The sequence below is a fragment of the Streptomyces sp. DSM 120436 genome (genome assembly GCF_055778765.1).
Genome location: NZ_JBSKBS010000001.1, coordinates 991,943 through 1,013,117, shown reverse-complemented (window position 1 = coordinate 1,013,117; position 21,175 = coordinate 991,943). Strand labels below are relative to the sequence as shown.

The following is a 21,175-nucleotide window of genomic DNA, read 5'->3' as shown; positions in this document are numbered from 1 at the left end:
TGCGATCCGGGTCACCCTTCCGGGTCAGAGGGACCGGGTAGGCTCGCCTTCTCCGCACACGTACGTACCCGATCCGCAGCTAGGAGCACAGGGGATGACGCCCGGCAACAACGGCGCGAGCACGCCCGAGGACGACGACCCGTTCGGCTACCTGTACGCCGACGGGCAGGCCAACGGAGCCCAGCCGCCGTCCGGGGGTTACGGCTACCCGAACTCGGTCAACCGGGTGCGGCCGGTCGGTTCCCGCCAGTACGGCCAGCAGGGCCCCGCCCCGCAGGCCCCGCCCCAGCAGGGCGCCTTCGGCCAGCCCAGCGCGCACTACGCCGCACCCGAGACGCTGCCCGGGGCCGCGCCCGCCGCACGCTCGCCCCAGCCCTCGCGCGGCGGCGGCCGCGGCGGCGGTCCGAACACCAAGGGGCTGCTCATCGGCGCGATCGCCGTGGTCGCCGCGGTCGTGATCGGCATCGGCATCGCCATGATCAGCGGTGACGACGACGACAAGGGCGGCACCGAGGCGGGGCCCACCCCGACCGTCACCCAGGAAAGCAGCGAGCCGAGCCCGTCGTCCTCGGACGACGGCAAGGACGAGGAAGAGGCGGAGCTGCCGGCCATCGACGGCAAGGCGCTCCGCCTGGACGGCGGCGCGACCCTCGCGTCGGACTTCAAGGGCGCCAAGGCCGACGGCGGCGTCTACGTCACCGGGTTCAACAAGGTCGGCGCGAAGGTCACCTGGACCATCAACAGCGTGAAGGCCGGCAACTACCGCTTCTACGTGCAGTACGGCATCCCCGGGGAGGACGCCGACGCGACCATCGTGGTCAACGGCAAGCCCGAGAGCCGCCCGCTGAACATGAAGAACTTCGCGGGAAGCCCCAAGGGCGACTGGGAGAAGGGCTGGCAGAACACCTGGGCCAGCGTGAACCTCAACGACGGCACCAACACCATCGAGCTGGTCTGCAACGAGGGCAACCAGTGCAACGCCGTCCTCGACCAGTTCTGGCTCGCGGAGCCGGAGTAGCGGAGCACGCCCCTCAGGCCGCCGCGGCCACGCCCGTGACGCTGACCGTGGTCAGGAACCGCTCGTAGGCCGCCCGGTCGAAGTCGCCGACCGTGGGGGACAGGGCCGTGGCCGCGGCCAGGGCCGTGGCGCGGACCAGGCGTTCCGGCCAGGGGCGGTGTTCCACCAGGGCCGACAGCAGACCCGCCACGGCCGCGTCGCCCGCGCCCGGGGGGTTGCCGGTCAGGCGGGCCGGCGGGGTCGCGCGCCAGTGGCCCTCCGGGGTGACCGCGAGCAGGCCGTCCGCGCCCAGGGACGCGACCACCGCGCCGGCGCCCCGGCGGCGGGCGTCCTGGGTCGCGCGCAGCGGCTCGTGGGAGCCGGTGAGCTCCGCCAGCTCCTCGGCGCCGGGCTTCAGGAGATCGGGCCGGCCGGCCACGCCGCGGCGCAGTGCCTCCCCGCCGGTGTCGAGCAGGACCGGGACCCGGGCCGCGCGGGCCGTGCGGACCAGACCCGCGTACGCGCCCACCGGGACGCCCGGCGGCAGGCTGCCGCACAGGGCCACCGCGGAGGCGGACGCCAGCAGGTCCGTGTAGACCTCCTGGAAGGCGGACCACTCGGCGTGGGTGATGTCCGGGCCGGGCTCGTTCAGATGGGTCGTGGCGCCGGTGCGGTCGTCGACCAGGGTCACCGTGCGGCGGGTGGCGCCGGACACCGGCACCAGGGCGTCCGTGAGGCGCGGGACCTCGGCGAGGCGGTCGCGCAGGACGCGTCCCGTGGGGCCGCCGGCGAAACCCGTGACGGTCGCCTCGTGGCCGAGCGCGGCCAGGACGCGAGCCACGTTGACGCCCTTGCCGCCGGGGCGTTCCAGCACCTCGGAGACCCGGTGGGAGACTCCGGTCCGCAGGGACGGGACGCGACACGCGACGTCGAGAGCGGTGTTCAGCGTGACCGTGAGAATCACCGGGCCGACCTCCCCCTCTTGCCTGGCCTTCCGTGGCCCCGGGGACACGATCATGCCAAAAGGAAGGCGGTCGGCCCACCCCCGGGACCGGCCGTCGTCGGCCGGTCCCGGGGACGGATCAGGCCAGTTGGGGAGCGACCGCCCATTCCCCCTTGCGCATGACGGCCACCAGCTCGAAGGCGTCGTCCAGCACGACCAGGTCGGCGTCCTTGCCGGGCTCCAGCGAGCCGATGCGGCCGTCCAGGCCGAGCAGCCGGGCCGGGTTGGCGGAGATCGCCGCGACGACGTCCTCGACGGGCAGCCCGTCCACCGTCACCGCCCGCTTGAAGGCGCGGTCCAGGGTGAGCGTGGAGCCGGCGATCGAGTTGCCCTCCACCAGCCGGGCCACGCCGTCCGCGACCTCGACCTCCAGGGTGCCGAGCATGTAGCGGCCGTCGCCGAAACCGGCCGCGTCCATCGCGTCGGTGATGAAGGCGACCCGGTCGCGGCCCGCGTGGTGGAAGGCGAACTGCAGCGCGGCCGGGTGCAGGTGCGTGCCGTCGTTGATCAGCTCGACGGTGACCCGCTCGTCCTCCAGCAGCGCGGTGATCGGACCGGGGGCGCGGTGGCCGAACGGCGGCATGGCGTTGAACAGGTGGGTGGCGACGGTCGCGCCCGCGTCGACGGCGGCGACCGTCTGCTCGTAGGTGGCGTCGGTGTGGCCGACGGCGGCGATCACGCCGTGCTCGACGAGCAGCCGTACGGAGTCCAGGCCACCGGGCAGCTCGGTGGCCAGCGTCATCATCCGGGCGTGGCCGTGGGCCGCGTCGATCAGCTTGCGGACCTCGGCCGGGTCGGGGTCGCGCAGCAGCGTCTCGTCGTGCGCGCCCTTGCGGCAGGGGGAGATGAACGGCCCCTCGAAGTGGATGCCGGCGATGTCGCCCTGCTGGGCCAGCTCCGCCAGCATCCCGGCGTGCCGGGCGAGGAGGTCCAGGTCGCCGGTGACGGCGGAGGCGACCACGGTGGTGGTGCCGTGCCGCAGGTGGGTGCGGACACCCTCCAGGACGTCCTCGGCGGTGCCGCCGGCGAAGGACATCCCGCCGCCGCCGTGGTTGTGGAGGTCGACGAAGCCGGGGACCAGCCAGTGGCCGCGCAGGTCGACCGTCTCGGCCGCCCCGGCCGTCGTCGCGGGCGCGGGGCCCGTGCCGGCGATGCGCGTGCCCTCGACGGTCACGCTGCCGCCGTCCACGGTCCCGGTGGGCAGGACCACCCGGGCACCGGTGAGAACCTTGGTGGGGGCCATCAGGCGGTTACCTCCGAGGGGTCAGTGGTCTCGATCAGGTCCCAGGCGAGGAGCCCCGCGCCCAGGCATCCCGCGGCGTCCCCGAGGGCCGCGGGGACCAGGGACGGCAGCTTCTGGAAGGTGACCCGCCGCCGGACGGCCTCCCGCAGCGGTGTGAACAAGGTTTCCCCCGCCTCGGCGAGCCCGCCACCGATGATCAGCGTGCGCGGGTCCAGCAGGGTGAGCGCGGTGACCAGGCCGTCGGCGAGCGCGTCCACCGCGTCCTGCCACACCCGTAGGGCCCGCTCGTCGCCCGAGGCGACCGCCTTCGCGCAGTCCGCCGCGTCCGCGTCCGGGTCGCCGCAGGCATCGGCCCACGCCCGGCTCACGGCCGACGCGGACGCGAACCGCTCCAGACAGCCGCGCTGACCACAGGGACACTCCGCGCCACCGGGCCGTACGACGATGTGGCCGATCTCGCCCGCGAAGCCGTGCGCGCCGGCCTCGACCGTGCCGTCGATGCCGATGGCGCCCGCGATGCCGGTGCCGAGCGGGACGAAGAGGAAGCGGTCGGCGCCGCGCCCGGCGCCGATGCGGCCCTCGGCGAGACCGCCGGTGCGCACGTCGTGGCCGAGGGCGACGGGGACGCCGCCGAGCCGCTCGGCGAGCAGGGCGCGCAGCGGGACGTCCCGCCAGCCGAGGTTGGCGGCGTAGGCGGCGACGCCCCGTGCCTCGTCGACGATGCCGGGGACGGCGACGCCGGCGGCGGAGGCCGGTTCGCCGTGGGCGCGGATGCCGTGGGCGCGGAGTTCCGCGGCGAAGTCGAGGATGCCCTCGACGACCGCGTCCGGGCCGTGCTCGCGGCCGGTGGGGCGGCGGGCCCGGTGCAGCAGCTCGCCGTCCGCCCCGACCAGGGCGGCCTTCATCCCGGTGCCGCCCACGTCGAGGGCGATGACATGTTTCACGGGAAACAGTGTGGCCCGCGGACCCGCGAGAGGTCTAGTCCAGTTACATGGTGTAGACCTTAGTCCGATTATCGGAATGGCAACAGGCGGCGCTCGGCGCCGAACCGGAGGAGAGCACGTGCGACGGCGGGTCAGGACAAGGACGATCGCGGCGGTGTCCGCGCTGGGACTGGCAGCGGTCCTGAGCGGATGCGGGGCCGGGGGCGCTTCCTCCGACGCGACCCTCACCCTGGTCGCCGCCGAGTACGGCAACGGCGCGGCCGACAGCTCCAAGAAGTACTGGGGCGACCTGGTCGACCGGTACGAGTCCGACCACCCCGGCGTGGACATCGACGTCCGCGTGTACTCCTGGAACGACGTCGACCGCAAGGTCAAGGAGATGGTCGACGCCGGGAACCCGCCGGACATGGCGCAGATCGGCGCGTACGCCGACTACGCCTCCCAGGGCCTGCTCCACCGGGTCGGCGACCTGCTCTCCATCCCCGTCCAGGCGGACTTCCTCTCCCAGCTCTCCGCCGCGGGCGAGGTCGGCAGCGTGCAGTACGGCATGCCGTTCGCGGCGTCCACGCGGCTGCTGTTCTACAACAAGGAGCTGTTCGCCGAGGCCGGGCTCACCCCGCCGCAGACCTGGGACGAGCTGGTCGAGTGCGCCGAGGAGCTCAAGGCGCGCGGGGTGAAGTTCCCGTACGCGCTGCCGCTCGGCCCGGAGGAGGCGCAGGCCGAGACCCTGCAGTGGCTGCTGAGCGGCGACGGCGGCTACACCGACATCGGCGGCAGCTACCGCATCGACGCGACGGAGAACGTCGCGACCTTCACCTGGCTGCGGGACGAACTGGTCGGCAAGGGGCTCACCGGCCCCGTCGCGCCCGGCGAGCTCGACCGCGCCGAGGCGTTCGAGGCGTTCGCCGCCGGCGAGGTCGGCATGCTCAACGGGCACCCCTCGCTGATGGAGATGGCGCGGAAGAAGGGCGTGGAGTACGGCATGGTGCCGATCCCCGGCGCCGACGGCGAGAGCCCGTCCGCGCTCGGCGTGACCGACTGGATGACGGCGTTCGAGAAGAACGGGAACCGCGACCGGATCGGGGACTTCCTCGACTTCGTCTACAGCGAGAAGAACGTGCTGGACTTCTCGCGCGAGTACGACCTGCTGCCGGTCACCGACTCCGCGTCGCAGGCGATGGCGGCGTCGGGGCAGGACAGGGAACTCAAGCCGTTCCTGGACCAGTTGCCCCTCTCGGAGCTGTATCCGGTGGGGAAGACGTCGTGGGCGGCGGTGAGCGCGGCGGTCAAGCAGAGGATCGGAAAGGCCGTGGAGCCGGACGGGAGCCCCGCGGGCGTGCTGGGCGAGCTCCAGGCGACGGCCGTGCGCGCGGACAGCGCGGGATAGCCTGCCGGCATGGGTGAAGGTGAGGGGCTGGGACGCCTCGAGCGGGACGTGCTCGCGCTGGAGCGCCGGGGGGCGGTGTCGCCCGGGGCGAAGGAGCGGGTGATCCGGGAGGAGCTGGGGCTGGCGCCGGTGCGGTACTACCAGCTGTTGAACGCGCTGCTCGACGATCCGCGGGCGCTGGCCCACGACCCGGTCACCGTCAACCGCCTGCGACGGGTCCGGGAGGCGCGGCGCGCGGAACGGTGACGGCAGGCCGGGGCGCGGCACGGCTTCCCCCCGCCCTCGCCGCCCCTTCCCGTCCCCGCCCCGGGGCTCCCGCGCAGGACCCCGCTCCTCACACGCCGGAGGGCTGAGGATCAGCCCCTCCGGCGTGTGAGGACGAGGCCCGTCAGGGCCGACAAGGGGGAGCTGGGGGCGCAGCCCCCAGGGACGGCGGGGGCCCCCGCTCGAGCGGAGCCGGGAGCGGGCGGAGGGAAGGGACGGCGAGGGCGGGAAACCCGCGTCAGACGAGCCGCTCCGCCAGCGCCCGCAGCAACCCCACCACCCCCTCCGGGCCGTCGACCACCAGGTCGGCCCGCTCGCGGAGTTCCGTGACCTCCTCGCTGCCGCTGCACACCAGCAGCCCCGGCGTGCCGGAGGCGCGGAGCTTGTCGACGGCGGTGAAGGCGGCCAGGTCGCCCAGGTCGTCCCCGGCGTACAGCACCGCCTCCGCGCCGATCTCCCGCGCGTACTCCAGCAGCGCGACCCCCTTGTCCATCCCCGGCGGGCGCAGTTCGAGGACCATGCGGCCCGGTTCGACGACCAGACCGTGCCGGGTCGCGAGGCCGGTCAGCGGCTCGCGCAACGCCTCGAAGGCGGCCTGCGGGTCGGACGCCCTGCGGGTGTGGACGGCCACCGCCCGCCCCTTTTCCTCGACCCACGTGCCCCGCCACGCGCCCACCCGGTCCAGCAGACCCGGCAGCTCCGCGCGGACGGCGGCGACGCCGGGATGCGGGGCGGGCGCGGTGACGGAACCCGTGACCGCGTCCCAGCGCTCGGCGCCGTAGTGACCGAGCACCACCAGGTGCTCCAGCCCGGGCACGCCCGCGAAACCGCCGTGGCGGACCGCGACGCCCGGCGGCCGCCCGGTGACGATGGCCACCGCGGCCACCTTCGGGGCGAGCGCGGCGAGCGCGGGCACCGCGTCCGGGTGCGCGCGGGCCTGCTCCGGGTCGGACACGATCGGCGCGAGCGTGCCGTCGAAGTCGAGCCCGATCAGCGCCTTGCCCGGACGGGCCAGGAGCGCGTCCAGTCCGTCCCGCCCGGCCTGCGTGGCGGGCGTCGGCAGGGCGCCGGGGTCCGTGGAATGCGTATGACTGGCCATACGCCCCAACCTATCCACGCCCACCCGGTGTCACGCCTGTCCGGCGGGCCGTTCCGGCCGGCGGGCTGTTCCGGCCGGCGGGTGTTTCGGCCGCGCAGCGCCTTCGCGGGCGTCGGCAGGGCGCGGGGGTCCGTGGAGTCCGTGCGCCCCCACCTGTCCACCCGGTGTCACGCCTGTCCGGCGGGCCGTTCCGGTCAGTGGCCGGTTTCGCCGCGCAGCGCCTCCAGCTGGTCCAGGAACCAGCGTGCCGGGGGCAGTGCCGTGGCCGCCGCGGCCAGTCGCTTGCTGCGTTCCGTGCGGTCCTCCGGGCGCATCGACAGCGCCTCGTGCAGTGCCCGGGCGGTCTGCACGACGTCGTACGGGTTGACGGTGATCGCGTCCTCGCCCAGCTCCTCGTGGGCGCCGGCCTCCCGGGACAGCACCAGCGCGCAGCCCGCGTCGGAGACCACGGGGACCTCCTTGGCGACCAGGTTCATGCCGTCGCGGATGGGGTTGACCAGGGCCACGTCGGCCAGCCGGTACGCGGCGAGCGAGCGCGCGAAGTCGTCCTTGACGTGCAGCACGACCGGACGCCAGCCCGGCGTGCCGTACCGCGCGTTGATCTCCTCGGCGAGCCGCCGCACCTCGGCCGTGTAGTCGCGGTAGACGGCGAGGTCCTGCCGGGACGGGTAGGCGAAGGCGACGTGCACCACGCGCTCACGCCATTCGGGGCGGTCGTCCAGCAGCTGCCGGTAGGCCAGCAGGCCGCGGACGATGTTCTTGGACAGTTCGGTGCGGTCGACCCGGACGATGGTCCGGCGTCCCTCGCCGATCTCCTCGCGCAGCGCGGCCATCCGCTCGTCGACGTCCGGCTCGTGCGAGCGGGCGCGCAGGAAGTCCGCGTCGGCGCCCAGGCCGTGCACCCCGACGCGGGTGTCGCCCAGCCCGCCGACGAAGCGCTCGCAGCACGCGGTGAAGGCGTCCGCCCAGCGGCGGGTGAGGAAGCCGAGCCGGTCGGCGCCGAGCATCCCGCGCAGCACCTGCTCCGCGATGTCGTCCGGCAGCATCCGGAAGTACTCCGGCGGCGCCCACGGCGTGTGCGAGAAGTGCCCGATGCGCAGGTCGGGGCGCAGCTCGCGGAGCATCCCCGGGACCAGGGTCAGGTGGTAGTCCTGCACCATGACCGCCGCGCCCTCGGCGGCCTCCTCGGCCAGCGCCTCGGCGAACGCGCGGTTGTAGCTCTCGTAGGAGGCCCACCGGCGGCGGAACTCCGCGTCGAAGACCGGCTCCAGCGGGGTCTGGTACAGCATGTGGTGCACGAACCACAGCACCGAGTTCGCGATGCCGTTGTACGCGTCCGCGTGCACGTCCGCCGGGATGTCCAGCATCCGCACGCCGTCCTCGCCGGCCCCGCGCCGCACGGCCTCGCGGTCGCCGTCGGACAGCGCCGAGCACACCCACAGCGCGCCCGACTCGGGGCCGATGGCCGACAGACCGGACACCAGTCCGCCGCCGCCCCGCTTGCTCCGCAGCGAACCGTCGGCCGCCACCGCGTACGACACCGGCCCCCGGTTGGAGGCGACCAGTACCTGAGCTGCACCGAAGCTTGAAGCCATACGCCACAACCTAGCCCGGCCCCCAGGGCCTCAAACGTGCCGGTGCGTCACACCGGCCGGCGACGGGCGGGGTCAGGCCACCTGCCGCGCCTGGTACTCCGCGATCTCCCGCATCGGCGGCCGCTCCTCGGTGTCCACCGCGTACGTGTGCGGCTCGAAGGCGGCCCCGCTGCGCTCGAACTGGGTCAGCGACGGCCGCAGCAGGTGCGCGCGGGCCAGCCGCAGCTGCGCGGTGCGGTAGATCGCGGCGGCCATCCGGCCGAGCGCCTGCCCGTCCTGGTGCCGGTGCTTGCGCACCCCCACGTCCACCTGGGCCAGCGCGTCCAGGCCCACCAGGTGCAGGGCGTCGACCAGCATGCCCAGCTCGACGCCGTAGCCGACGGGGAACGGGAGCTGTTCGAGCAGGCCGCGGCGGGCCGCGTACTCGCCGCCCAGCGGCTGGACGAACCCGGCGAGCTGCGGCCAGTGCATGTTGAGCAGCGGGCGCGCCATCAGTTCCGTGACCCGGCCGCCCTGCCCGGCGCCCGCGCCGGCGGTGTTCCCGCCGGCCAGGGTCAGGGGGCGGTCGTACATGGCCTTGACGAGGTGCAGGCCGGGGTCGGTGAGCAGCGGGCCGACGATGCCGGTGACGAAGTCGGAGGAGAAGTCCCTCAGGTCGGCGTCGACGAAGCACACGATGTCGCCGCGGGCCACCAGCAGCGACCGCCACAGCACCTCGCCCTTGCCGGGCACGGCCGGTATGCGGGGCAGTATCGCGTCCCGGTGGACCACGGTCGCACCGGCCGCCGCGGCCACCTCGGAGGTGCGGTCGGTGGAGCCGGAGTCGATCACCACGACCTCGTCGACCAGCGGCACCTGGAGCACCAGGTCGTGCCGGATGACGGAGACGATGTCACCGACCGTGGCCTCCTCGTTGAGCGCGGGCAGCACCACGCTCACCGTCTGTCCCGTCGCCCGTTTCGCCGCCAGGATCCTGTGCAGGGGGCGGTCCGACACCGACCAGGAGCGCTCCGACAGCCAGCGCTCGACTTCTTCCAGCACGGCGGACTCCTCACTGGCTGGTGATCCATCTCGGGGTTCGGACGGCTCTCTGCGCCGTCCGGGCCTTCGGTTACAGTCTTGAACAGCGCCGACGGACCCCGCATCCCGGGGGGTGTCGGTGCGCACAACTGAACACCGCTCATCCAGAGGGGCAGAGGGATACGGCCCGATGAAGCCCCGGCAACCCTCCAGTCGGTTCCTGTCACGCGGACGTGGCGAGGCTCCCGGCTAGGGAAGGTGCCAAATCCGTCTCACGGCGAGATGCGTCGTGAGGAAGATGAGGAGAAAGGGCCTCGCCTCCATGGCTGTGCAGACTGTTGCAAACACCACCGACTCCGCGGACTCCGTCGACCTGGGTCCCGCCGCCGCGCTGTCCTGCCGCGAGTGCGGCCACCGCGTGCCCCTCGGCCCGGTCTTCGCCTGCGAGGAGTGCTTCGGCCCGCTGGAGATCGCCTACGACTTCTCCGGGTACGACACCGAGGAGCTCCGCAAGCGCATCGAGGCGGGCCCCGCGAACATCTGGCGCTACGCCCCGCTGCTGCCCGTCCCCGCGGACGTGGCGGACAAGCCCAACCTGAACCCGGGCTGGACCAAGCTCGTCCGGGCCGACAACCTCGCCCGCGAGCTGGGCGTCACCGGCGGCCTCCACGTCAAGGACGACTCCGGCAACCCCACGCACTCCTTCAAGGACCGGGTCGTCGCCCAGGCCCTGGAGGCCGCGCGCGCCTTCGGCTTCACCACGCTGTCCTGCTCCTCCACCGGCAACCTGGCCGGCGCGGTCGGCGCCGCCGCCGCCCGGGCCGGCTTCCGCTCCTGCGTGTTCATCCCGCACGACCTGGAGCAGGGCAAGGTCGTCATGGCCGCCGTCTACGGCGGCGAGCTCGTCGGCATCGAGGGCAACTACGACGACGTGAACCGTTTCTGTTCCGAGCTGATCGGCGACCCGGCCGGCGAGGGCTGGGGCTTCGTCAACGTCAACCTGCGGCCGTACTACGCGGAGGGTTCCAAGACCCTCGCGTACGAGGTCTGCGAGCAGCTCGGCTGGCGGCTCCCGGACCAGATCGTGGTCCCGATCGCCTCCGGCTCGCAGCTCACGAAGATCGACAAGGGGCTGCAGGAGCTGATCAGGCTGGGACTGGTCGAGGACCGGCCGTACAAGATCTTCGGCGCGCAGGCCGCGGGCTGCTCGCCGGTGTCCACCGCGTTCAAGGCCGGCCACGACGTGGTCCGCCCGCAGAAGCCGGACACCATCGCCAAGTCGCTGGCCATCGGCAACCCGGCGGACGGCCCCTACGTGCTCGACATCGCCCGGCGCACCGGCGGCGCGGTGGAGGACGTCACCGACGAGCAGGTCGTCGACGCGATCAAGCTGCTGGCGCGCACCGAGGGGATCTTCGCGGAGACCGCGGGCGGCGTCACGGTCGGCGTGACGAAGAAGCTGATCGAGGACGGGGTGCTCGATCCGTCCCTCACGACGGTCGTGCTGAACACCGGGGACGGTCTGAAGACGCTGGACGCGGTGGCCGGGACCGGGCTGACCGCGACGATCCGTCCCAGCCTGGAGTCGTTCCGTGCGGCCGGGCTCGTCTGAGGCTTCACCTTTCACCGCGGGCGGCGGGGGCTGTGCGCGCCCGCGCGGCGGCAGCCGCACATCGAACACAGCCCCGCGCCCCTGGGTGTGTCACCTGACCGGAGGTTCAAAGTGAGCGTTACCGTCCGTATCCCTACCATTCTGCGCACCTACACCGGCGGCAAGGCCGAGGTCGCCGCCGAGGGGGCCACCCTGGGCGAGGTCATCCAGGACCTGGAGAAGAACCACACCGGCATCGCCGCCCGCGTCCTGGACGACCAGGGCAAGCTGCGCCGGTTCGTCAACGTCTACGTCAACGACGACGACGTGCGCTTCGAGCAGGGGCTGGAGACGGCCACCCCGGACGGCGCCGGCGTCTCGATCATCCCGGCGGTCGCCGGGGGCTGATCATTACCTTCGGTAATGACGGTGACCGAGCGTTTACGGCATTGCCCCCTCCGTGAGAGATGCGGAGGGGCAATTCCATGAGGTTGAGCGCGGTAGAGTTGGGGAACACGCTCCCGATCCGGTGATCGAGAAGCCTGAATTCCTGCCGCGGACCCGACTGGATGTAGCCAAAGTGCGGGCTCCTTTCGCGGCTTTTGTCTCCTTTGCCCGGCCCGACTTGCCCTGAGTTCTGACGAATTCTGGCCACATTCCGGACCGGTGGCGTCCAGATTTCTCGTCCGATTGACCTGTTGCAGACGGCAGTTGGACAGATACATTCAGCCGCGGTCGACGCGTTCCGGCGCACGCCCCCAACCGTTGGGGGGTGAGGTCTGACCCGGGTCCGCGAAGTGTGGATCTGTGCAAGGGCCAGTAATAGGGGAGTTAGGCATGGCTCAGGGCACCGTCAAGTGGTTCAACGCGGAGAAGGGGTACGGCTTCATCGCGGTCGACGGTGGTGCGGATGTTTTCGTCCACTACAGCGCCATCCAGATGGACGGCTACCGCACCCTTGAAGAGGGCCAGCGGGTCGAATTCGAGATCTCGCAGGGTCAGAAGGGCCCGCAGGCCGACATGGTTCGCGTCACTGCCTGAACGCGCTACCAGCCGCACGCGACATCTTCTGCCGGCGACAGGGCCCGCACCTTCCGGGGTGCGGGCCCTTCGTCGTGCCCGGAACCGGCGGGGGGCGGTGGGGCGGGCCGGTGGGGCGCGCGAGGTACCGGGGAGTGCCGTAGGAGCGCCATGGGCGCACGCGCCGCGTGCGCCGTGTTCGCCGGGAGCTGAGCGCGGGCGCGAGCCCGTGGCGCGCCTGGCCCGTCCGGCCCTCCACGATCTTTCTCGTGCGGTGCCGCTTCGCGAGCGCGCCGTGCTCCCTCCCGTCACCCGGCCACCACCCCTCGACGAGCACTCGCTTCGCGAGCGCGCCGTGCTCCCTCCCGTCACCCGGCCACCACCCCTCGACGAGCACTCGCTTCGCGAGCGCGCCGTGCTCCCTCCCGTCACCCGGCCACCACCCCTCGACGAGCACTCGCTTCGCGAGCGCGCCGTGCGCCCTCCCGTCACCCGGCCACCACCCCTCGACGAGCACTCGCTTCGCGAGCGCGCCTTGCACTCTCGGGGGTCGAGTGCTAATCATTGCGTTAGCACTCTGAAGGTGAGAGTGACAACGAAGGACCGGGTCGGTGAGGCCCGCCAGGTCACGTGGGGCAAGGAACCACACGGCCGGCGAGCCGTCCGTCGCGGGCGCGGGCGCGGTCCGAAGGAATCACCCCCAGTCCTGGAGGGACCACTTCACATGGCCAAGATCATCGCGTTCGACGAGGAGGCGCGGCGCGGCCTCGAGCGCGGCATGAACCAGCTCGCGGACGCCGTGAAGGTGACGCTCGGCCCCAAGGGCCGCAACGTCGTCCTCGAGAAGAAGTGGGGCGCCCCCACGATCACCAACGATGGTGTCTCCATCGCCAAGGAGATCGAGCTCGAGGACCCGTACGAGAAGATCGGCGCCGAGCTGGTCAAGGAAGTCGCCAAGAAGACGGACGACGTCGCCGGTGACGGTACGACCACCGCGACCGTTCTCGCCCAGGCCCTGGTCAAGGAGGGCCTGCGCAACGTCGCCGCCGGCGCCAACCCGATGGCCCTGAAGCGCGGTATCGAGAAGGCCGTCGAGTCGGTCTCCGCCGCCCTGCTGGAGCAGGCGAAGGACGTCGAGACCAAGGAGCAGATCGCTTCCACGGCCTCCATCTCCGCCGCCGACACCCAGATCGGCGAGCTCATCGCCGAGGCCATGGACAAGGTCGGCAAGGAAGGCGTCATCACCGTCGAGGAGTCCCAGACCTTCGGTCTGGAGCTGGAGCTCACCGAGGGTATGCGCTTCGACAAGGGCTACATCTCGGCGTACTTCGCCACCGACATGGAGCGTATGGAGGCCGTCCTCGACGACCCGTACATCCTGATCGCCAACTCCAAGATCTCCAACGTCAAGGACCTGCTCCCGCTCCTGGAGAAGGTCATGCAGTCGGGCAAGCCGCTGCTGATCATCGCCGAGGACGTCGAGGGCGAGGCCCTGTCCACGCTGGTGGTCAACAAGATCCGCGGCACCTTCAAGTCCGTCGCCGTCAAGGCCCCGGGCTTCGGCGACCGCCGCAAGGCCATGCTCGGCGACATCGCCATCCTCACGGGCGGCGAGGTCATCTCCGAGGAGGTCGGCCTCAAGCTGGAGAACGCCACCCTCGACCTGCTGGGCAAGGCCCGCAAGGTGGTCATCACCAAGGACGAGACCACCATCGTCGACGGCGCCGGCTCCGCCGACCAGGTCCAGGGCCGCGTGAACCAGATCCGCGCCGAGATCGAGAACAGCGACTCGGACTACGACCGCGAGAAGCTGCAGGAGCGCCTGGCGAAGCTCGCCGGCGGTGTGGCCGTCATCAAGGCCGGCGCCGCCACCGAGGTGGAGCTCAAGGAGCGCAAGCACCGCATCGAGGACGCCGTGCGCAACGCCAAGGCGGCCGTCGAGGAGGGCATCGTCGCCGGTGGTGGCGTGGCCCTGCTGCAGGCCTCCCAGGTGTTCGAGAAGCTGGAGCTCGAGGGTGACGAGGCGACCGGCGCCAACGCCGTGCGCATCGCCCTGGAGGCCCCGCTGAAGCAGATCGCCGTCAACGCCGGCCTCGAGGGCGGCGTCGTGGTGGAGAAGGTGCGCAACCTGACCCCGGGCCACGGTCTGAACGCCGCGACCGGCGAGTACGTCGACCTGGTCAAGGAAGGCATCATCGACCCGGCCAAGGTGACGCGCTCCGCGCTGCAGAACGCCGCGTCGATCGCCGCGCTGTTCCTCACCACCGAGGCCGTCATCGCCGACAAGCCGGAGAAGGCCGCGGCCCCGGCCGGCGGCGGCATGCCGGGCGGTGACATGGACTTCTGAGCCTGATCCGTCAGGTTCGGACCCGTCCGACGGTCCGGAGGGCGGCACTCCCCGCACGGGGGGTGCCGCCCTCCGGCGTGTCCGGGGGTCTCGCCCGGGGGGCGTCGCGGGTGACGGGTGTCACAACGGTGGCGGGGGAGGGGCGGGAATGCCCGCCGCCTCGCGCCGGTTCGACGAGGGGAACGTTACATGCACGTACACATACCGTTCAGTATGCGCGAGGAGTCCCTCTCATGACCGTCACCGCCTCCGAGGCCACCGGACGTGCCGCCGAGGTCCTGGCCCGGCCTGTCGCCCTCAACGGGCTGACCGTGCCCAACCGCATCGTCATGGCGCCCATGACCCGCCAGTTCTCGCCGGGCGGGGTGCCGGGGGAGGACGTCGCGTCGTACTACGCCCGGCGGGCCGCCGCCGGGGTCGGGCTGATCGTCACCGAGGGCACGTACGTCGACCACCCGTCCGCCGGCGTCAGCGACCGCATCCCCCGGTTCCACGGGGAGGAGCAGCTCGCCGGCTGGGCGAAGGTCGCGGAGGCCGTGCACGCCGCGGGGGGCCGCATCATGCCCCAGCTGTGGCACGTCGGCATGGTCCGCGAGCAGGGGCAGCCGCCCTTCCCGCAGGCGCCGGCGGTCGGTCCGTCGGGGCTGCGCCTGGACGGCGCCGAGGGCGGCCGGGCCATGACCCAGGCCGACATCGACGCCGTCGTGGCCGCGTTCGCCGAGGCGGCGGCCGCGGCGGAGCGCATCGGCTTCGACGGCGTGGAGCTGCACGGCGCCCACGGCTACCTCATCGACCAGTTCCTGTGGGCGGGCACCAACCGCCGCACCGACGCCTACGGCGGCGACCCGGTGGCCCGCACCCGGTTCGCCGTGGAGATCGTGCGGGCCGTGCGCGCGGCCGTGTCGCCCGGCTTCCCGGTGGTCTTCCGCTTCTCGCAGTGGAAGGCCGACCACTACGGCGCCCGGCTCGCCGAGACCCCGCAGGAGCTGGAGGCGATCCTCACCCCGCTCGCCACGGCCGGCGTCGACGCCTTCCACGCGTCCACGCGCCGCTACTGGCTCCCCGAGTTCGACGGCTCCGACCTCAACCTGGCCGGCTGGGCCCGCAAGCTGACCGGCAGGCCGGCCATCACGGTCGGCTCGGTCGGCCTGGACGGCGAGTTCGGCCGCGCCTTCCTGGGCGAGGGCGCCGCAACGCGCGGCATCGACGACCTCCTCGACCGCTTCGAGCGCGACGAGTTCGACCTGGTCGCGGTGGGACGCGCGGTCCTCCAGGACCCGGAGTGGGCGGCCAAGGTCCTGGCCGGCCGCTTCGACGAACTGACGTCGTACGACGCGTCCTCGCTGACGTCGCTGAGCTGAGTCCGGGCCCGCCCGGTCCGGGCGGCCGAGGCGCGGCGCCCCTCCCGCCAGGGGCGCCGCGCCTTTTCACGCGCGGCCTCGGTGGCCGTGCCGGCCGTGGGCGGGCCGGAGCGGCGCGACCCCGTTCCGGGCGGCGAGGGGGCGGGGAGCCGTGAGGTCCGTGCGCCTCAGGCGTTGCCCATCGGCTCGATGTCCATCCGTACCGGGGTGCCCCATATCCGCAGGACCTCGTAGTCGGTGAACTCGTGGACGACGCGGTAGGCCGTCGCCGGGCGGGGGCCGCGGAGCTGGGCCTTGACGAAGAGTTCCGCCTCGCGGCGGTCGCGGCGCGGGGTGCCGCACAGCTGCCAGGCCTGGCCGTTCCACAGCTCCGGCAGCCAGCGCTGCTGCGGCTGCGGGCGGTCGCCGCGCACCCCGTACCGGGAGGGCGCGGGGCCGGCGGGGCGGGCCTGCGGGGCCGGGCCGTTGAACTCGGCGCGGCGGGCGGCGCGGCGCCGGGTCTCGCAGAGCAGGCACAGGTCCGGGGCGCTCTCGTCGACCGGTCCCGTGGGGTGCTCGGCGCAGCGGGTGCTGGGCGGGGCGGTGGTGACGCTGTCCTCCAGCAGGTCCAGGGCCCGCCGCAGGTCGGCCCGCACCTCGTGCAGCCGGGCGTCCGGGGTGTCGGCGGAGAGCGCCTCGCCGTGCTCACCGAGCACACGCAGGGCCCGGCCGAGGGCGGTGAGCTGTGCGTGGTTCATGGTGGATTCTCCGGGTGGGGGACCGCTCCAGTATCCCAGCGCCGGACGGTCAGCTCCCCGCGGCCGCCAGCGCCGCCCGCAGATGCCCGTCGGCCTCGTCCAGCAGCCGGGCGGCCGTCGGCCCGTCCACCCCGGCCAGCAGCACCAGGATGGCGTTCTTGACCTCGCCGTCCGTGGCGGCGAGGGCACGCTCCACGGCCTCGTCGCCGGCGCCCGTCGCCTGGGCGACGATCCGCCGGGAGCGGGCGCGCAGCTTCTCGTTGGAGGCGCGCACGTCGACCATCAGGTTCCCGTACGTCTTGCCCAGCCGGATCATCGTGATCGTCGACAGCATGTTCAGCACGAGCTTCTGCGCCGTGCCGGCCTTGAGGCGGGTGGAGCCGGTGAGGAACTCCGGGCCCACGACCACCTCGATGCCGTGCTCGGCCGCCGCCGCGAGCGCGCTGCCCCGGTTGCACGACAGCCCCACCGTGAGCGCCCCGCGCCCGCGGGCGTACGCGACCGCGCCGACCGCGTAGGGGGTGCGGCCGGAGGCGGAGACGCCGACCACCGTGTCGTCGGGGGTGATGCCGAGCGCGGCGAGGTCGGACTCGGCCAGTTCGGGGGAGTCCTCGGCGCCCTCGACCGGGTTGACCATGGCGTCCGGGCCGCCCGCGATCAGGCCGACGACCCGCGCCGGGTCGGTGTTGAAGGTGGGCGGGCACTCGGAGGCGTCCAGCACGCCCAGCCGTCCCGCCGTGCCCGCGCCCGCGTAGACCAGCCGCCCGCCGCGCGCCATCCGCTCCGCCACGGCGTCGATCGCGGCGGCGATGGCGGGCACCTGCTCGGCCACGGCGCCCGCGACCGAGGCGTCCTCGGCGTTCATCAGCCGGGCGATCTCGAGTGTGGGCAGCCGGTCGACCTCCGCCAGCTCGGGCCGGAACGCCTCGGTGGTCAGGGTCTCGAGCTGGGAGCGCAGATCACGGTCGCGGGAGGTGGAGGTCATGGGCGGTGTTCTTTCGGTCGGGCCGGACGGCACGGACGGGGTACGACGGGGGCGCGCCGGGCGCGGGGCGCGCTTCCCTCACGGGCCCCTGCGGGTCGCCCGGTGCCGGTGCGCCAGCGCCTCGTACGACGCCGACAGGGCGGGCGCCGCCGCCTCGTAGGTGCGCTGGGCGACGCCCACGAACAGGCAGTCCACGACCAGCAGTTGACCCGTGCGGGAGGACATCGCGGCCGGGCGCAGCTCGCTCTCGCGGGCCGTGGACGTGGTCAGGACGTGGTCGGCGTACTGCGTGACGGGGCTGTCGGGGCGGCCGGTGACGGCGACCGTGGTGGCCCCGTGCTCGAAGGCCACCCGGAGCGGCTCGATGACGTCGCCGGTGGTGCCGGAGTGGGTGACGGCGATCGCCACGTCCCCGGCGCGCAGCTGCACCGCGTTGGTGACGGCGAGGTGCGGATCGCTGTGGGCGTGCGCCAGCAGGCCTATGCGCAGCAGCTTCTGGGTGAGATCCTGGGCGACCAGCCCGGACGCGCCGACGCCGTACACATCGGTGCGGCGGGCGCCCGCGAGGGCGGTCACGGCGGCGGCGAGCTGGACGGTGTCCAGTCCGGCGGCGGTGTCGGCGAGGGTCTGCTGCTCGTCGTAGGCGAGCTTGGCGACGACGTCGGCGATGGGGTCGTCCACCGCGATGTCCGTGGTGATGGCGGGGGCGCGCCCCGACTGCTGCTGGGCGGCGAGGCCGGCCAGGGCGAGCCGCAGGTCGCGGTAGCCCGGGTAGCCGAGCAGGCGGGCCGTGCGGACGACGGTGGCCTCGCTGGTGCCGGTCAGCTCGGCGAGGCCGGTGACCGTGAGCGCCGCGCAGCCGGCCGGGTCGTCGGCGACGGCCTCGGCGACGCGCTGCATGGAGCGGGTCATCGACGGGGCCAGCGTGCGCACCTTGGCCGCGAGGGCGGCGGGCGCGGGGGGAGCGGGTGAGGCGCCGGCGCTCCCGAAAATTTCCTTCACGTCACGGGTCACACCATGAAAGATATTTTCGGCACGGGCTTCCGGTCAAGAGTGCGCACAATGGGGGACATGCACCCCGAGCGTGAACCCGGCACCCCTCCGGTCGGCCCCCTGGAACAAGCGTTGCACGCGGCGCGGGCCCTCGTGCTGGCCGATCTCGTGGCGCGCGGGGTCGCCGAGGCGGACGTGGTGTCCCTGGTCGAGGACTCCGTCGCGCACCGCCGCTGGTGGGTCGAGCAGTGGCCGGAAGGAGCGGGCTTCCTGGCCGGGCTGGTCGCGCAGGACGTGCAGGACGCCCTGCTGGAGCGGCACGGACGCTGGCCGCTGTGCCCGGTGTGCGGCAGCGGCGACCCGCACGCGCTGGAGGTCGAGCCGGAGTTGGGCCCCGACCCGCACTGGGTGTGCCACAAGGCGGGCGTGAAGGTCGCGGCGGTGGGCGGACTGGGCGAGGCGGCCCCCTCGTCGTGACCGTGTACATCGACCCGCCCACCTGGCCGGGGCACGGCCGCCTGTGGTCCCACCTGGTGAGCGACGTCTCCTACACCGAGCTGCACCTCTTCGCCGCCGGCCTGGGCGTGCCCCGCCGCGCCTTCGAACGCGACCACTACGACATCCCGGCGCACCGGTACGCGGACGCGGTGCGCGCGGGCGCGGTCGAGGTCAGCAGCCGCGAGGTGGTGCGGCTGCTGCACGCGGCGGGCCTGCGGCGGCGCAAGCGGGCGGACCGGACGGGCGGTTCGGGGTAGGCCAGGGGGCGCGGTCCGTGGGCCGGGTGTGGAGTCCGTGGCTCAGGCGCGCAGTTCGTAGGTGATGCGCCCCTCCTGCCGGGACACCTCGGTGAACCCGGCGCGGGTGACGACCTTCTGCGACGGCACGTTGTCCTCCTCGACGACGGCCGTCACGGTGTGCACGGCGTCCTGGCCGAGCGCCCACGCCGACAGGGTGCGCAGCGCCTCGGTCGCGTACCCGTTCCCGCGCGCCTCGGCGACGAGGTCGTAGCCGATCTCCACCCGGCCGCCGTCGTCGGGCGCGCCGTGGAAGCCCATCGCGCCCACCGCGCGGTCGTCCTCCCGGCGGACCAGCACGTACATGCCCCACTCCGGGCGGTACGCGCCCTCCTCGTACTGGGTGAGCCCGAACCCGGCGCCCACCCGGGTGCCGTCGGCGGGCGCGCCGCCCGCCCAGGCGAAGCCGCCGTCGCCCGCGAGGGACAGGCTCGCGGCGACCGCCGGGGTGACGCCCTCCAGGTCGAGCCGCTCCGACCGCAGCACCGGGTTGTTGTACCAGTGCCAGGCGGTGACCGGCTCCCGCCCGGGCAGCTCGCCGCGGCCCGTCGCCCACAGCAGCGTCGGCCAGGGCGACGGCCCCGGCCGGACGTGCGGGAAGATCCGCGTCAGCACGAACTCACAGAGATCGGCGGGCGGTTCGTACGCGACGCCCAGTCCCTCGGCCATGTCGTGCGTGTGCAGCAGCACCTCGGCGACGCCCATCGCGGCGAAACCCTCACGGTTCGCGTGCCGGAACGGGTACGGGTGGAAGGCGCGCACGGAGCGGGGGGTGGTGCGGACGGCGGCGGCGAGGAGGGCGCCCATGGCGGAGATCACGTGGAGGGCGCCGTCGTTGCCGGCGTCGGCCCGCAGCGAGAAGTCGAACGGCGCGTACGCGTGCCGGCCCCGGCCCGTGAGCTGGGCCGCGTACCCGATGAGGTCGCCCGCGACGTGCTCCGCCGTCTCCCGGCAGTCCCACTCCAGCCGGCCCGCCCGCACCTCGGTCCAGTCCCGGCCGGTGACCGCCCCCAGGACCGCCACGCTGTGCGCGACGGCCGCCTCCACCTGGTCCGCTCCCGAAGCATGCATGAGGGAGAGGCTAGGCGGCGGGCGGGGGCGGGGTCGACAGCATGTCCAGCTCGCCGCGCAGGTTGTAGCGGGCGGTGGCCTCCCAGTGCTCCTGGCCGTACGGGGTGCGGAACACGCTGTGCAGGTCGAGGAGTCGGCGCAGGATGTCGGCGCGGCCCTCGCGGAAGGCGTCGTTCGGCACGAACTGGTACTCCTCCCGGATCGCGGCGGTGTAGGCGGCGTACGCCGACGGCGGGGACGCGAGCACCGCGAGGTCGGCGTCGCACAGCACCTGGCCGTCGCGGTCGTCGTCGGCGGGGTCGTGCGTCACGGTGAGCCGCACCAGCCGGGCGACCTCCTCGGTCTTCGCCGCGGACACCCCGGCCTCGGGCAGCGCGCGCTCGGCGAGACGGGCGGACCGCTCCTCGTTCTCGGACCGGTCCGGCAGGTAGACGGCGTCGTGGAACCACGCGGCGAGCCGTACGACGTCGGGATCGTCGGCGTGGTCCGCCAGCTCGTCGACGCGGTCGAGGACCGCGGTGAGGTGATCGAGCGTGTGGTACCGCCGCTGCGGCTCCTGCCAGCGGGCGATCAGACGATCCGCGTACGGCGCCGGGTCCGGACCCTCCGCGGATCCCCGGGCCCCTTCCAGCGCACGGGCGAAACGGGCACGGAGGTCTTGGGTGTCGGCCATGCCGTCATTCTTCCCGGTGCGTGCCGGCTCCGCTGCCCTGGAGTCCGGGCC

General features: G+C 73.4%; 21 protein-coding genes and 1 riboswitch. Of the genes, 10 read left to right on the top strand and 11 right to left on the bottom strand.

Annotated features, from left to right (window positions below):
- The first annotated feature begins 94 nt into the window (after positions 1-94).
- A complete protein-coding gene (locus tag ACWH4W_RS04540; RefSeq protein WP_473074545.1) occupies positions 95-1,018 on the top strand; it encodes a carbohydrate-binding protein in 924 nt (307 codons plus the stop codon).
- A gap of 13 nt (positions 1,019-1,031) precedes the next feature.
- Here ACWH4W_RS04540 and ACWH4W_RS04535 read toward each other — a convergent pair whose 3' ends face one another.
- From ACWH4W_RS04535 to ACWH4W_RS04525, 3 genes are all read right to left on the bottom strand, one after another.
- Positions 1,032-1,961 (bottom strand): 1-phosphofructokinase family hexose kinase, encoded by a 930-nt coding sequence (locus ACWH4W_RS04535; protein ID WP_473074544.1) that lies wholly within the window; start codon positions 1,959-1,961, stop codon positions 1,032-1,034.
- Positions 1,962-2,079: 118 nt separating this feature from the next.
- Positions 2,080-3,243, bottom strand: coding sequence for an N-acetylglucosamine-6-phosphate deacetylase (gene nagA, locus ACWH4W_RS04530; RefSeq protein WP_473074543.1), 1,164 nt, complete (start codon positions 3,241-3,243; stop codon positions 2,080-2,082).
- Complete coding sequence (locus tag ACWH4W_RS04525; RefSeq protein ID WP_473074542.1) at positions 3,243-4,187, bottom strand: ROK family protein; 945 nt, start codon at positions 4,185-4,187, stop codon at positions 3,243-3,245. The genes nagA and ACWH4W_RS04525 overlap by 1 nt, the downstream gene beginning before the upstream one ends.
- 76 nt (positions 4,188-4,263) lie before the next feature.
- On the opposite strand from ACWH4W_RS04525, the gene ACWH4W_RS04520 reads away from it, so the two are divergent.
- Positions 4,264-5,574 (top strand): extracellular solute-binding protein, encoded by a 1,311-nt coding sequence (locus ACWH4W_RS04520; RefSeq protein ID WP_473074541.1) that lies wholly within the window; start codon positions 4,264-4,266, stop codon positions 5,572-5,574.
- 9 nt (positions 5,575-5,583) lie between these two features.
- On the top strand, positions 5,584-5,820 hold the full coding sequence (locus ACWH4W_RS04515; RefSeq protein WP_106413650.1) for a DUF3263 domain-containing protein: 237 nt from the start codon (positions 5,584-5,586) through the stop codon (positions 5,818-5,820).
- Positions 5,821-6,076: 256 nt separating this feature from the next.
- Here the strand turns inward: ACWH4W_RS04515 and otsB are convergent, their stop codons facing one another.
- The 3 genes from otsB to ACWH4W_RS04500 form a co-directional block, all read right to left on the bottom strand.
- On the bottom strand, positions 6,077-6,937 hold the full coding sequence (gene otsB / locus ACWH4W_RS04510) for a trehalose-phosphatase (RefSeq protein WP_473074540.1): 861 nt from the start codon (positions 6,935-6,937) through the stop codon (positions 6,077-6,079).
- A gap of 194 nt (positions 6,938-7,131) precedes the next feature.
- On the bottom strand, positions 7,132-8,532 hold the full coding sequence (locus tag ACWH4W_RS04505) for an alpha,alpha-trehalose-phosphate synthase (UDP-forming) (RefSeq protein ID WP_473074539.1): 1,401 nt from the start codon (positions 8,530-8,532) through the stop codon (positions 7,132-7,134).
- 72 nt (positions 8,533-8,604) lie between these two features.
- Positions 8,605-9,573 (bottom strand): glucosyl-3-phosphoglycerate synthase, encoded by a 969-nt coding sequence (locus ACWH4W_RS04500; RefSeq protein WP_473074538.1) that lies wholly within the window; start codon positions 9,571-9,573, stop codon positions 8,605-8,607.
- A 136-nt stretch (positions 9,574-9,709) separates the two neighbouring features.
- Positions 9,710-9,857: riboswitch (SAM riboswitch) on the top strand.
- A 17-nt stretch (positions 9,858-9,874) separates the two neighbouring features.
- On the opposite strand from ACWH4W_RS04500, the gene thrC reads away from it, so the two are divergent.
- The 5 genes from thrC (at position 9,875) to ACWH4W_RS04475 (ending at position 15,871) form a co-directional block, all read left to right on the top strand.
- Positions 9,875-11,164 carry a threonine synthase gene (thrC, locus tag ACWH4W_RS04495; protein WP_473074537.1) on the top strand — a complete coding sequence of 430 codons (1,290 nt, stop codon included), beginning with the start codon at positions 9,875-9,877 and terminating at the stop codon, positions 11,162-11,164.
- A 111-nt stretch (positions 11,165-11,275) separates the two neighbouring features.
- The gene (locus ACWH4W_RS04490) at positions 11,276-11,551 is read left to right on the top strand and encodes a ubiquitin-like small modifier protein 1 (RefSeq protein ID WP_473074536.1); all 276 of its coding nucleotides are present in this window, start codon (positions 11,276-11,278) and stop codon (positions 11,549-11,551) included.
- Positions 11,552-11,980: 429 nt separating this feature from the next.
- The gene (locus ACWH4W_RS04485) at positions 11,981-12,184 is read left to right on the top strand and encodes a cold-shock protein (RefSeq protein WP_004986573.1); all 204 of its coding nucleotides are present in this window, start codon (positions 11,981-11,983) and stop codon (positions 12,182-12,184) included.
- Between the two features lie 703 nt (positions 12,185-12,887).
- On the top strand, positions 12,888-14,510 hold the full coding sequence (gene groL / locus ACWH4W_RS04480) for a chaperonin GroEL (RefSeq protein WP_106413656.1): 1,623 nt from the start codon (positions 12,888-12,890) through the stop codon (positions 14,508-14,510).
- Positions 14,511-14,743: 233 nt separating this feature from the next.
- On the top strand, positions 14,744-15,871 hold the full coding sequence (locus tag ACWH4W_RS04475) for an NADH:flavin oxidoreductase (RefSeq protein WP_473074535.1): 1,128 nt from the start codon (positions 14,744-14,746) through the stop codon (positions 15,869-15,871).
- Between the two features lie 167 nt (positions 15,872-16,038).
- Here ACWH4W_RS04475 and ACWH4W_RS04470 read toward each other — a convergent pair whose 3' ends face one another.
- From ACWH4W_RS04470 to ACWH4W_RS04460, 3 genes are all read right to left on the bottom strand, one after another.
- On the bottom strand, positions 16,039-16,608 hold the full coding sequence (locus ACWH4W_RS04470) for a hypothetical protein (RefSeq protein ID WP_473074534.1): 570 nt from the start codon (positions 16,606-16,608) through the stop codon (positions 16,039-16,041).
- Between the two features lie 49 nt (positions 16,609-16,657).
- Complete coding sequence (gene murQ, locus ACWH4W_RS04465) at positions 16,658-17,593, bottom strand: N-acetylmuramic acid 6-phosphate etherase (protein WP_473074533.1); 936 nt, start codon at positions 17,591-17,593, stop codon at positions 16,658-16,660.
- A 78-nt stretch (positions 17,594-17,671) separates the two neighbouring features.
- Complete coding sequence (locus ACWH4W_RS04460) at positions 17,672-18,607, bottom strand: MurR/RpiR family transcriptional regulator (RefSeq protein ID WP_473074532.1); 936 nt, start codon at positions 18,605-18,607, stop codon at positions 17,672-17,674.
- 57 nt (positions 18,608-18,664) lie between these two features.
- Between ACWH4W_RS04460 and ACWH4W_RS04455 the strand changes: the two genes are divergently transcribed.
- Both ACWH4W_RS04455 and ACWH4W_RS04450 read left to right on the top strand, forming a co-directional pair.
- Positions 18,665-19,063, top strand: coding sequence for a hypothetical protein (locus ACWH4W_RS04455; protein ID WP_473074531.1), 399 nt, complete (start codon positions 18,665-18,667; stop codon positions 19,061-19,063).
- Positions 19,060-19,341 carry a DUF4031 domain-containing protein gene (locus ACWH4W_RS04450; RefSeq protein WP_473074530.1) on the top strand — a complete coding sequence of 94 codons (282 nt, stop codon included), beginning with the start codon at positions 19,060-19,062 and terminating at the stop codon, positions 19,339-19,341. The genes ACWH4W_RS04455 and ACWH4W_RS04450 overlap by 4 nt, the downstream gene beginning before the upstream one ends.
- Before the next feature lie 42 nt (positions 19,342-19,383).
- Here ACWH4W_RS04450 and ACWH4W_RS04445 read toward each other — a convergent pair whose 3' ends face one another.
- Together ACWH4W_RS04445 and ACWH4W_RS04440 are read right to left on the bottom strand one after the other, a co-directional pair.
- Positions 19,384-20,427 (bottom strand): GNAT family N-acetyltransferase, encoded by a 1,044-nt coding sequence (locus ACWH4W_RS04445; RefSeq protein WP_473077413.1) that lies wholly within the window; start codon positions 20,425-20,427, stop codon positions 19,384-19,386.
- 34 nt (positions 20,428-20,461) lie between these two features.
- Positions 20,462-21,124 (bottom strand): HD domain-containing protein, encoded by a 663-nt coding sequence (locus tag ACWH4W_RS04440; RefSeq protein WP_473074529.1) that lies wholly within the window; start codon positions 21,122-21,124, stop codon positions 20,462-20,464.
- Positions 21,125-21,175: the final 51 nt, after the last annotated feature.